Annotated in this window: 12 protein-coding genes; 2 read left to right on the top strand and 10 right to left on the bottom strand. The window is 33.0% G+C overall.

The genetic code is table 11. The annotated features are described in order from the left end of the window. Positions 1-73 precede the first annotated feature (73 nt). Positions 74-2,026 carry an IucA/IucC family protein gene (locus ACY191_RS05450; protein ID WP_042739055.1) on the top strand — a complete coding sequence of 651 codons (1,953 nt, stop codon included), beginning with the start codon at positions 74-76 and terminating at the stop codon, positions 2,024-2,026. A gap of 217 nt (positions 2,027-2,243) precedes the next feature. Here the strand turns inward: ACY191_RS05450 and ACY191_RS05445 are convergent, their stop codons facing one another. From ACY191_RS05445 to ACY191_RS05420, 6 genes are all read right to left on the bottom strand, one after another. Continuing rightward, positions 2,244-2,750 carry an Asp23/Gls24 family envelope stress response protein gene (locus tag ACY191_RS05445; protein ID WP_042739056.1) on the bottom strand — a complete coding sequence of 169 codons (507 nt, stop codon included), beginning with the start codon at positions 2,748-2,750 and terminating at the stop codon, positions 2,244-2,246. A gap of 59 nt (positions 2,751-2,809) precedes the next feature. Then, a complete protein-coding gene (locus ACY191_RS05440) occupies positions 2,810-3,049 on the bottom strand; it encodes a DUF2273 domain-containing protein (protein ID WP_042739057.1) in 240 nt (79 codons plus the stop codon). A gap of 12 nt (positions 3,050-3,061) precedes the next feature. After that, complete coding sequence (gene amaP / locus ACY191_RS05435; RefSeq protein WP_042739058.1) at positions 3,062-3,598, bottom strand: alkaline shock response membrane anchor protein AmaP; 537 nt, start codon at positions 3,596-3,598, stop codon at positions 3,062-3,064. Positions 3,599-3,742: 144 nt separating this feature from the next. Beyond that, positions 3,743-5,299 carry a BCCT family transporter gene (locus ACY191_RS05430; protein WP_229366637.1) on the bottom strand — a complete coding sequence of 519 codons (1,557 nt, stop codon included), beginning with the start codon at positions 5,297-5,299 and terminating at the stop codon, positions 3,743-3,745. Between the two features lie 154 nt (positions 5,300-5,453). After that, the gene (locus ACY191_RS05425) at positions 5,454-6,467 is read right to left on the bottom strand and encodes a zinc-binding alcohol dehydrogenase family protein (protein WP_229366636.1); all 1,014 of its coding nucleotides are present in this window, start codon (positions 6,465-6,467) and stop codon (positions 5,454-5,456) included. 28 nt (positions 6,468-6,495) lie between these two features. Beyond that, complete coding sequence (locus tag ACY191_RS05420) at positions 6,496-7,497, bottom strand: NADP-dependent oxidoreductase (RefSeq protein ID WP_042739061.1); 1,002 nt, start codon at positions 7,495-7,497, stop codon at positions 6,496-6,498. Positions 7,498-7,646: 149 nt separating this feature from the next. Here ACY191_RS05420 and ACY191_RS05415 point away from each other — a divergent pair, with 149 nt between their 5' ends. Continuing rightward, positions 7,647-8,645 (top strand): LLM class flavin-dependent oxidoreductase, encoded by a 999-nt coding sequence (locus tag ACY191_RS05415; RefSeq protein WP_042739062.1) that lies wholly within the window; start codon positions 7,647-7,649, stop codon positions 8,643-8,645. A 34-nt stretch (positions 8,646-8,679) separates the two neighbouring features. Here the strand turns inward: ACY191_RS05415 and ACY191_RS05410 are convergent, their stop codons facing one another. The 4 genes from ACY191_RS05410 to truA form a co-directional block, all read right to left on the bottom strand. Next, positions 8,680-9,567: an alpha/beta hydrolase gene (locus ACY191_RS05410; protein ID WP_052495423.1), complete on the bottom strand. Its 888-nt coding sequence runs from the start codon at positions 9,565-9,567 to the stop codon at positions 8,680-8,682. 197 nt (positions 9,568-9,764) lie between these two features. Next, on the bottom strand, positions 9,765-10,157 hold the full coding sequence (gene rpsI / locus ACY191_RS05405; protein WP_042739063.1) for a 30S ribosomal protein S9: 393 nt from the start codon (positions 10,155-10,157) through the stop codon (positions 9,765-9,767). A 19-nt stretch (positions 10,158-10,176) separates the two neighbouring features. Further along, a complete protein-coding gene (rplM, locus tag ACY191_RS05400; RefSeq protein WP_042739064.1) occupies positions 10,177-10,614 on the bottom strand; it encodes a 50S ribosomal protein L13 in 438 nt (145 codons plus the stop codon). A gap of 244 nt (positions 10,615-10,858) precedes the next feature. After that, positions 10,859-11,623, bottom strand: coding sequence for a tRNA pseudouridine(38-40) synthase TruA (gene truA / locus ACY191_RS05395; protein WP_229366635.1), 765 nt, complete (start codon positions 11,621-11,623; stop codon positions 10,859-10,861). Between the last annotated feature and the right edge of the window lies 1 nt (position 11,624).

Here is an 11,624-nt window from a genome sequence, read left to right as displayed (position 1 = left end):
ATTATCATTATCGTTATTATAGATTATACAAATATCTTATGCTTTTGTAAAATAATTTTTTAGAGGTGCTTTTATGTATTTAAAAAGAAACAAACACAACTTAATTGAAAATCTTACTATTGATGAACAAAATGCTTTTTATTATTTAAGCACAATAGAAGAAAATTGGGCCAATCAATTTAAGTCAGTGTTATTAGCTAGTAGAGACAAAATATCACAACGACTTATTAGTTCATTACATAGAGAAAATTTAGTAAATAGTCGAGACTATAGTCAAATTATTTCTACCAAATCATTAAACCTTGAAACGGATATACAAACTGATGAAGTATTGCGTATTGATTTTCCCAAGTCTAGTCGTACTTTAATAGCACCAATTACTGGTCAACACGCTTTCGATAGAATCGATGTATCAGGACCTTTCTACTTTGAACAAGACCAAGTAATGACACGTGTGCTACATCCTAAAGAGATATTAGATTGCATATTAATCGAAGCACCAGAATTAAATAATGATGCGAGCGCACAATTTTTAGAGGATATCAATAATAGTGTGGCCAATATGGCTATTGCTATAAGTTTTCAGCATCATACTTTATCTGAAACGACAGCACCTCTATGGGAACTTATAGATCAACATCCCGACAGTTATCTACGTTCTGAGCAATCTGTCGTTGAAGGCCATCCGCTCCATCCAGGTGCAAAGTTAAGAAAAGGTATGACGCCTGAAACTGCAATTAATTATTCATCTGAATTTGCTCAACCAATTCCTATGAAATTTATACTCATCAATAAGCAAATTACACGTACAAGTGCGCTAAATAATCACTTCAATGACGTTGTTTACCAATTATTTAATGGTTTATATGATTTCGCGGTTGAAACTGTAGGACAAGAAGCTATTGATAATTACAATGTCATGGTCGTTCATCCTTGGCAATTTAACGAAATTATTGTTAAAGATTATGCACAAGAACTCAAAACTCAAAGTATTATTCCTTTAAATTACCAGTTGAATTATTTTGCTGGTCTATCCTTCAGAACATTGATGCCTGAACTACCAGTAACTTCGCCACATATTAAATTATCAACCAATGTGCATATAACTGGTGAAATCAGAACATTATCTGAACAGACTACGACAAATGGTCCAAAGGTCACTCAAATACTAAATAACATTAAAGAAAACGACCCACTATTTCATAATATTAATGCAGAAACAATCGATGAATTAGCAGGTATACACTTTTATAATGAAGCGGATGCTACAGCAATTAAAACTTTAAGAAGTGAACAACTTGGTACATTATTCAGAAGAAATATTTACGAAATTATTGATGCGGATGTTACGCCGATCATACCATCAAGTTTAGTAGCAAATTATCCGAACAATTCTGAGGCACCTATTATCTCTTTAATAAAAAAATATACATTAGCACGTTCCTTTGATAATTTTGAAATCGCAAGTATAAATTGGTTTAAACGTTATGGCCAAGCTTTAATTGATATTGCAATTCCATTATTAGTAAAATATGGTATTGCTTTAGAAGCGCATTTACAAAATTCAATCGTGGCATTTAATAAAGATGGTTCACTTAACACCTTATATGTCAGAGATTTTGAAGGATTACGTATTGATGAACCTTTTTTAAATAGTGTTGGATATAGTACAAAGGATTTTCATGAAAAATCACTTATATTAACAGACAAAGCACAAACTGTATTTAATAAAGTTTTTTATTCAAGCATACAAAATCATCTTGGTGAATTAATCACAGCCGTAGCAAAATATAGTGACTCAAATGATTTAGAAGCCCAAATCTGGCATACAATAAGTGATTTAATTGAAGCTAAACTAGATCAAATTGAACAAACTCTAACAGATTCAGAACGTGTAGCAAACTTTAGAGATATCATATTTGCGGAGAAGATAGATTATAAATGTGTAACAACCATGCGTCTAGAAGATGAAGCTGATTATTACACTTATGTTCAAGTAGATAATCCACTTTACAAAAGTAAGTAATTATATAGAAGATAAAAATGAGGGTTATCATATTTTGAAATCACATCATTTACTGCCAATAAAGTATATTGCTTTATTGGCAGTTTTTTTCTATAAATTAAAATACAGGTTAGGATGTTTATTAGGTCCTAACCTGTATTTTTTCGAAATAATTATTTATTCCTATTTAATTAATGTGATAAATTTTTTTAGGTTTTGGTCTTAATCAGTAATAGACTTATTGTAAACCTTTTTGTTCTTTACTTGAGCTTTCATTTTTTTCATTTTTTTGAGCCCATTCTTTTTTAGTCATTACATCTTCAACTCTCATGTTAACTTCAACCACATCTAAACCAGTGATATATTTAACTTGTTCTTTGACTAAGTCTGTTACTTTGCGGAAAATTTTAGGTGCAGACTCACCATATTCTAATACAACTTTTAAGTCTACTGCTGCTTGTTTTTCGCCTACTTCTACACTCACACCTTGAGTAACATTATTGCTACTACCAAATGAATTAGAAATGTTGTCGACGAAACCGCCTTTCATTTCTAAGATACCGTGAACTTCACGTGCAGCAATACCTGCAATTTTTTCTACAACTTCATCTGAGAACGATAATTTATTTGAAAATTGAGGTTCTTGATTTTGTTGTTGTTGTTCTTTTTGTAATTCTTTTTCTTTTTCGTTCACACCAGTTTGGTTGTCATATGCTTGTTTCGCTTTATTGTTATCTACTGCCATAATAAATTCTCCTTTATTATTTAAGTTTTTTATTTTGATTCATTAATTACTTTAAATTTTTAACTCCACCGATTTAAGAAATTTAAAAAATCCTGCTTACGGTCTTTCGTATACCCTATACCTACGCCAATCAAACATAATATGATAATAAGTATTGTACTCCAGAAACCTAAAGTTAAAAATAAAATAGCAATGATTAAGAATGCTAAGAATCCTATAATTCTCCATTTAAAAGTTTTAAAGAAATCAATAACTTGTTGCGTTGAATCTTGACCATTTTGGTTATTATTTTGAGTCATAATTACCCTCCCTTACAACACGCGTTTGCCTGAGGTTTTTTGATCTCTAACATTAACCTCTAATTTTGATACTGGTAATTCAGTAAAATGCTCAACATTTTGTTTTACATCATTTCTTATTTGTTCTGTAAGTGTTTTAACTTGAACATCTCCAGGAACAAAGAAATCCGCTTTCAATGTAATATGTGACTTTTTCTTTTTGTTATATAGCTTAGCTATTACATTAGGTTGACGAATTTCATCATATTTAACAATTGTATCGTAGGCAGTTTTTTCAACTGCTTTACGTGATACGTAAATATGACCATCCTCATAATCTTTATAAAGTCCAGGCTTTCTATACGTAGGTTTAAACAAACTAAATACTAATATTAGACCTATTAATAATAAGAGTGCTGCTAAACCAATTAATGTTGGTACAAACCAGTTAAATTGCATGAAATAATCTTGGTATTTAGTAATACGTGAATCTTTAATAAACATAAAGAGTAAAAATCCAACAATTACCACTATTAACAGACCTAAAATAAAATTCTTTATGCGTTTCACCTCGTATGACACCTCCTATGCTTGTATATTTATGTACTTGTCATACCAAAAACATACCCCTAAATTTTCCATCAAAAACATTTTATTGCGTTATATTTTAATTGGTTTCAATAAAACTTGCTTAAACTAATTAAAATTTTCAAATCATTGCTGGTTATTTTCATTTATCTTTTGTTGTGAACCTTTACTTTGTTTCAGCGTATTACTATGATTTGTTCTTGGTTTCTCTTCAGAAATTGCTTTAAATAAGGCGCATATCATAAAGATAATGACCACTGAAAACGGCAATGCAGCAATAATTAACAAGTTTTGTATCGACTGTGTACCTCCAGTATAGATCATGATTACTGCAAATAATGCTAAGATAACACCCCAGCTTATTTTGACAATACCTGAAGGATGAATACTACCTTTTGCACTTAACATACCTAACACATAAGTAGCAGAATCTGCCGAAGTCACAAAGAAAATCATAATAACAACTAATGTGACAATACTCAAAATAAATCCAAGTGGGTAATGCTCCAATGTACTAAATGTAGCTGTTTCTGTTGCTGCCTTAGCAATATTAGCAATATTATGTTGTTGCAAATAAATAGCTGATGTACCGAATACTGCAAAGAATAAAAAGCACACAAACGCCGGTACAAATAAAACACCTAATATAAATTCTTTAATCGTCCTACCACGCGATACTCTTGCAATAAATATACCAACAAATGGTGCCCAAGAAATCCACCATGCCCAATAGAATATTGTCCATTGTTGTAACCATTGATACTTTTCACCACCGCTCTGCGGAATGCGTAGACTCATTTTAAAGAAATTAGCAATATAATCACCTAAAGTATTGGTAAACATATTTAATATATTTAAAGTAGGTCCAACACAAAATAGGACTAATAATACAACAAATGCAAGCAACATATTAATATTACTTAAACTTTTAATACCTTTATCAATACCTGACCAAGCAGACCAAGTAAATAAAATTGTAGCTACAATAATGATAATGACTTGCGTCCCAAAGTTAGAAGGAATATCAAATAAAAAGTTCAGTCCCTCATTAATTTGTAAAGCGCCAAAACCAAGTGTAGCTGCTACGCCTGTTACCGTTGCAATGATAGCCAACACATCAATCGCACCACCAATTGGTCCACGCATCGCCTTACTGCCTAATATTGGGGTCAAAGTCGCACTAACTAATCCTGGATATCCCTTATGAAAATTAAAATAAGCAAAGACAAGGCCAACTATGCCATACACTGCCCATGCATGTATGCCCCAATGGAAAAAAGAAAATTGCATGGCTTCGTTAATTGCAGTTTGTGTACCTGCTTTATGTAATGGTGTTAATGTATAGGCATGACTGATTGGTTCAGCTGTTGTCCAAAATACTAATCCAATCCCCATTCCTGCACTAAATAGCATGGCAAACCAAGATTTCAGTGAAAATTCTGGTTCTTCATTATCATCTCCTAAGGTAATTGACGCAAACCTTGAGAATAATAAATAAATGCAAACAATTAAAATAAATAACACTAATAATAAATAATACCAGCCAAAGTGTACAGCTATAAAATTAGTAATGCTCTGTGTCACTTGCTCTAACTGTTTTGGTAAAATTGCTCCATAAATAACGAATAACGTACATATAGATAACGCACACCAAAATACAATCGTGAGTTTCTTACCACTCATTCGTTAATTCCCCTCCTTTAAATCTATATTTGTATTACCCTATCTTATTTTCAATATGCGTATCTTCTATATTTGATAAATTGCAAAAAAATGCCATTCACTTAACTATGATCATAGTCAAATGAATGGCATTTTACATTTATTCTATTGGGTCTTATTCAGCAACTTGGATTACTAACTTGCCAACCATAGAATGGCTTTCTAGTTGTTTATGTGCTTCATATAAATTGTCAACAGTCAACCCTTGTAATACCTTATTAACTGTTGGTTTATATTTACCGGATTCAATTTTATCAGTAATGTCTGATAGTAGCTCATGATGTCGTTGCATATCTTCTGTCTCATGTAATGGTCGTGTGTACATATATTCATGTGTAAATGTGACACTTTTATTTTTAAGTAAATTCAGATCTTGCTTGTCCTTGAACGCTACTATTGTAGCAATCTTACCTCGTGGTTTCACTAATTCTATCATTTTCTCAAAATATCGGTCCGTATCGAAGGTACAGAATATATAATCTACCTCAGAAATTTCATATTTCTCAAATTCTGCACTTAAATCATTTTTATGATTTAGGACAATTTCTGCCCCCATTTCTTTCGACCACTGATGTGTTTCTTCACGAGATGCTGTTGTTATAACATGCAAACCGTGCTGTTTAGCAATTTGGGTAGCAATACTTCCAACACCACCTGCTCCATTAATAATTAAGATTGATTTACCTTTATTATCTTCTGGATTGTGTGAAATATTGAATACATCAAATAATGTTTCTGCAGCTGTTAAACCAGTGAGTGGGATACTGGCTGCTTCAATTGCCGATATATTTTGAGGCTTTCTTGCTACCAAGCGGCTATCTACAATTTGATGTGTTTGATTTGAACCTTGATAAGACGGTGAACCAGAATAATAGACCTCATCACCCACCTGAAAATGTTTGACATTATCGCCTATTGCCTCAACAACACCTACAGCATCAAAGCCTAAAACGCGTGGTGCATTATCAATAGGTGATTGCCTAATCTTAGTATCAACAGGATTAATGCTAATTGCATCTATCTTCACCAATAATTCATATTGCTTTGGTTCTAACGAATTTATTTCAAATTCATAAAATTGATTCCCTTCAGATAAATTAAAAGCGCTATCTGCACCAATTGCTTTCATCACATGCATCTCCTTCATTATTAATTCGTTAATCTGCGACTTTAACTACTTGTTTGCCGAAATTATCACCTGTAAATAAATTACGGAATGCTTGTGGTAAATTTTCAAAACCTTCTTCTACTGTCGTTTTTGTTTTGATTTTATCTTCAGTAACCCATTGTGCTAAATCTTGACTAGCTCGTTTAAAGTCATCTGCATAATTTCCAACAATAAAACCTTTCATTAATGCTTGAGATTTGATTAATGTTGGTTGTATACGAGGACCATATTCAATTTCTGTATCATTGTAACCAGAAATTGCACCACAGACTGGTATTCTGGCAAATTGATTTAAATGTTTAAACACTTCATCCGCAATATCACCGCCAACATTTTCAAAGTAGACATCAATGCCATTAGGGACTGCTTCGCTTAATGCAGTTGCAAAATCTTCGTCTTTATAATCCAATCCTACATCAAAACCTAACGTTTCTGTTAAATATGCCGTTTTTTCAGGTCCACCTGCGATACCAACAACATGTGCACCTTTCAATTTAGCAATTTGTCCAACAACAGAACCAACAGCACCTGAAGCTGCAGATACTACGACAGTTTCACCTTCTTGAGGCTCTCCTATTTTAAGTAAACCATGATAAGCAGTTTGTCCTGGCATGCCTAACACGCTAAGGTAAAGATAAAGAGGTACTTCTGTATTTGAAACTTTTATCACTTTATCTCCTGATATATTTACAACCTTTTGCCAAGGTAGTCCACCAGTGACAATATCACCGGTTTCAAATTGATCATGATTCGATTCTGTTACTCTACCTACCACATGACCATTAAGTGCTTCATCTAATTTGAATGGTTGAACATAAGATTCGCTATCACTCATTCTACCTCTCATATAAGGATCCACTGAAATGTATAGTGCTTCAATTTGAATCTCATTGTCACCTGGCTGCCCTATTTCAACAGTTTCATATCGAAAAATTTCATCTGTAGGTAAACCTACAGGTCTTTTAGCTAATACAATTCTTTCTGTTTTCATTTTTTAGCCTCCATTCACGTCTGTTATCTTTCATTTTATAGTGATTGACGATCTCAATCAATCAAATCGCTTATCTTCAATTTTAACTTCATGTTATGATTTATTAAATTAAACACTTGTTATACGAAGTTATTAAAGGAGGATAATCCGTGAAATTAAGCATCTTGGACTATGTCCCCATCTTTCAAGATTGCAATGCAACAGAAGCATTTAATCACGCCATAGAACTTGTACAGTTGGCTGAGCAATTAAACTATGAAAGATATTGGGTTGCAGAGCATCATCAAGTATATTCAGTTGCTTCTAGTGCACCTGAAATGGTTATGATGGCACTTTTAGAACAAACACAATCAATACAAATAGGTAGTGGTGGCGTCATGTTGGCACATTATAGCCCTTATAAAGTGGCAGAACAATTTAATATTATGGAAGCACGTCACCCTAAAAGAATCAATATTGGGACAGGTCATTCACCCAGCTTTAAAAATGTAAATAAAGCGTTGAACGAACATAAATCACAACCAGTCGATTATGAAACTCAAATTGAAGATTTAATTCAATATTTTAATGGTGACACACAACTTCACCGCTTTAAAAATATCGCTGTTACCCCTAAAGTTGATACTAAGCCTTTAATGTTTATTCTAGGTATGAGTAAAAATAGTGCATCTCTTGCAGCGAAAGAAGGATTACCATTCGTCATTGCTTTAATGGGACAACCAGCTTCTCAGGTTGCGAATGTAATCACACATTATCGACAACAATTCGCAGCATTGCACCCTCAACGTCAAAGTTACGTAATCATTTCTACATTTGTAGTAACTGCCGATAATCAAGAAACCATAAATGATTTAGAAACAGCGCTACACTATTGGTTATTACGTATAAATTACATCGACCAACCACAATTTTATGCTTCACCTCAATATGTAAAAAATAGACCACTTACAAGCAGAGAACAGGAAAAAATGCTACAAAATAAAAAGCGCGTTATTTCTGGTACTCCTAGTGCTGTTTATGCACAATTACAGAATATACAGGATCAATATGGTGCTGATGAAATTATGATTCAACCTCATGTCTATGGGGAAGAAAATCGAAAACAATTACTTCAACTTATTGCAAATGAAAATAAAAAATCAACGTAACTCACCAATAGTTACGTTGATTTTAATTTCTACACTATTTATTCCAAATAAATGCATTAATTTCATCTGCTACTACTTTATAATCATGTAATGCACTATGTTCACCATGTTCCCCTTCAACTTTAAAGGTACGGTAAGAATTCACATAACCATTAAGTAAAGATTTAAGTGATAATGAAGATTGATTTGTCACCTTTCCATCTGAATGTGATCCATCTTGAAGATCTCCATACACATTTAATACATCCACTGACTTTTTAGGATAATTATATTTCATTTGTTGTAAATCTTTATATTCCTTTTTCATTTGATCAGGCTTACCATTTTCATCCAATTTCACCTCATTCGGTTCGTCATTTCTGCCTAATATACCATTATATGGTGCACCCGTATTAACTTGTTTATTTAATTTAGGTAAAGATTCATCTCCAGCATAATTCAACATATAATAGCCTAATGTAAGGTTCCCCATCGAATGTGCTACCATGTTAAATTTACTATATTTAATATGCTGTTCTGTTTCAGTAATGACATTTTTAAACCATTCGGCATTTTTGTTGTAATCCCAATTTTTATTATCTTCAAGAATGATTTGAACAATAGGATGAGGATCATTTTTATCAAATTTACCGTCAAATGTGACTTCACCATCAGCTGATACATGTGCTTTGATTACTTGATTCGTGACACCTTTTTCAATTGCTGAATTTACTAAATAACGCTCTGATTTCTCCGAACCAGAATAACCATGTAAGTAAAATGTCGGCTCAGGTGTTTGTTTTGCTTCTTGGGTAGTTGCTTGTTGTGCCGCGTTAACTTGATTATGTACTGTCATTAAATATAACAGTGACATTATAGTAAATATGACTATAATACTACTGATAATCATTCTTCTAAAAACACTATTTTTTTGTAATATCAATCTCGAAACACCTCTTATAAAAATATTAGTATATAAATATGCTATACACTATATATTTCATACCCTAGAATATTGTGGTTATCCTTTTCCTATAAAAGATTTAAACGAACTACATATTAGGTTAAAAAAGTTTACAAAAAAAGCCCCCAACAAAGTTGGGAGCTTCTTGAAACATCGTAGTTCGTATGAACCAACAATTAACGTTTTGAGAATTGTGGTGAACGACGTGCTTTTTTAAGACCTGGTTTTTTACGTTCTTTCATACGTGGGTCACGAGTAAGTAATCCAGCGCGTTTTAAAGAACCTCTGTATTCAGGATCTGCTTCTAATAATGCACGAGCAATACCGTGGCGGATTGCTTGAGCTTGTCCAGTGAAACCACCGCCAGAAACGTTAACTAATACATCATAGTTACCTTTAGTTTCTGTTACATCAAATGGTTGGTTTATGTCTAAGATTAATGATTCGAATGGTAAGTAGCTACGTACGTCACGGTTATTAACTGTGATGTTACCTTCACCTGGTACTAAACGTACACGTGCTACTGAGTTTTTACGACGGCCTGTGCCTTTATATTCAACTTGTGCCAATGTAATTTCCTCCTTCTAATTAACCACGTAACTCGTAGTTTTCTGGTTGTTGTGCAGCGTGTGGATGTTCAGCGCCACCATATACAAATAATTTTTTACCTTGTTTTTCGCCTAAACGAGTGCTTGGTAACATACCTTTAATTGAGTTTTCAATTAAACGTTCTGGGTTAGTTGCTTTTAACTCACCAGCAGTGATTGATTTAATACCGCCTGGGTGGTTTGAGTGACGGTAATAAACTTTATCTTGTTCTTTATTACCTGTGAATTGAATTTTTGAAGCGTTGATGATGATTACATAGTCACCAGTATCAACGTGTGGTGTATAAGTTACTTTATTTTTACCGCGTAAAATAGATGCTACTTCTGATGATAAACGACCAAGTGTTTGACCTTCAGCATCAATCACATACCATTTGCGCTCAATGTTTGATTCATTTGCCATAAATGTTTGACGCATAATATTGTCCTCCTAGAGTAAATAAATAAGATTTCATATTTAATAGTAGTATACTTTTAAATCGTAAATTTCATTTATTTTATTAATTTTGTTCTACGTGCTTCTATATCTTGTAACACAATAAGATTCCGGGGCTTATCGTGGGTGATATAAAACAATACCGTTAGTAATCGTATAATTTTTATGTCATTTTGTCAATGTAATTTAGTGATTTTCTAAAGAAATTTTTTACTAAAATTTCATACTAAACTTCATATGTCGCAATGAGTTCATCCAATGTGAGGTATATGCGTTCCAAGTACAACCCTTCCGGGGGTGCAGTAAAAGGAATTTGCTTTCTATCTTTCGCTTCTAACAGCTTTGGAATTTCCTCAGGTTCTCTCTTTCCTTTACCGACCTCGATTAGAAATGCTACTAATACTCTCACCATATTATATAGAAATCCCGAACCAGTTACAACGTAATCGAAGCCGTCAGCAGTTTTTATTATTTTACTTCCATACAAAGTACGGACTCTACTTTCTGTTTCCGTTTTTTGCGAACAGAAACCTGTAAAGTCATGAGTACCTATAAAAAATTGAGCCGCTCTATTCATTTTTTCTAAATCTAGTTGTTCAGGTAAATGTGTTTTCAATCCACTTTGAAAAGGGTTCTTAGTTTCAGACTGATATACTTTATAGCGATAAGACTTCCCTACGCAATCATATCTGCAATGAAAGTGTTCATCTACTATGGTTACATCTTTAACATAAACATCACCTGGCAACGCTCTATTCATAGCGTATTTCCATTGTTGCGCCGGTATGTTGAGTTCTGTATCAAAGTGAAAATATTGTTCAAGTGCATGTACACCTCGATCTGTTCGACTTGTTGGGTGTATTCTCACATGACGTTTATGAATACGTTTAAGAATTTTTTCGAATAACTGTTGTACAGTTCTTCCATTTTGTTGTATTTGAAAACCTAAAAATTGGCTTCCTTGATATGATATATTTACCAAAACACGCATG

The organism is Staphylococcus sp. TCBT05, from assembly GCF_055179755.1.
Note: the sequence above shows the minus strand (reverse complement) of the source record. Positions and strands in the feature narration are given on the sequence as shown.

Bases quoted from the DNA above. Each gene is read 5' to 3' on its own strand.
- ACY191_RS05450 (WP_042739055.1), top strand. From the start codon at position 74: ATGTATTTAAAAAGAAACAAACACAACTTAATTGAAAATCTTACTATT.
- ACY191_RS05445 (WP_042739056.1), bottom strand. From the start codon at position 2,750: ATGGCAGTAGATAACAATAAAGCGAAACAAGCATATGACAACCAAACT.
- ACY191_RS05440 (WP_042739057.1), bottom strand. From the start codon at position 3,049: ATGACTCAAAATAATAACCAAAATGGTCAAGATTCAACGCAACAAGTT.
- ACY191_RS05430 (WP_229366637.1), bottom strand. From the start codon at position 5,299: ATGAGTGGTAAGAAACTCACGATTGTATTTTGGTGTGCGTTATCTATA.
- ACY191_RS05425 (WP_229366636.1), bottom strand. From the start codon at position 6,467: ATGAAAGCAATTGGTGCAGATAGCGCTTTTAATTTATCTGAAGGGAAT.
- ACY191_RS05420 (WP_042739061.1), bottom strand. From the start codon at position 7,497: ATGAAAACAGAAAGAATTGTATTAGCTAAAAGACCTGTAGGTTTACCT.
- rplM (WP_042739064.1), bottom strand. From the start codon at position 10,614: ATGCGTCAAACATTTATGGCAAATGAATCAAACATTGAGCGCAAATGG.
- truA (WP_229366635.1), bottom strand. From the start codon at position 11,623: ATGCGTGTTTTGGTAAATATATCATATCAAGGAAGCCAATTTTTAGGT.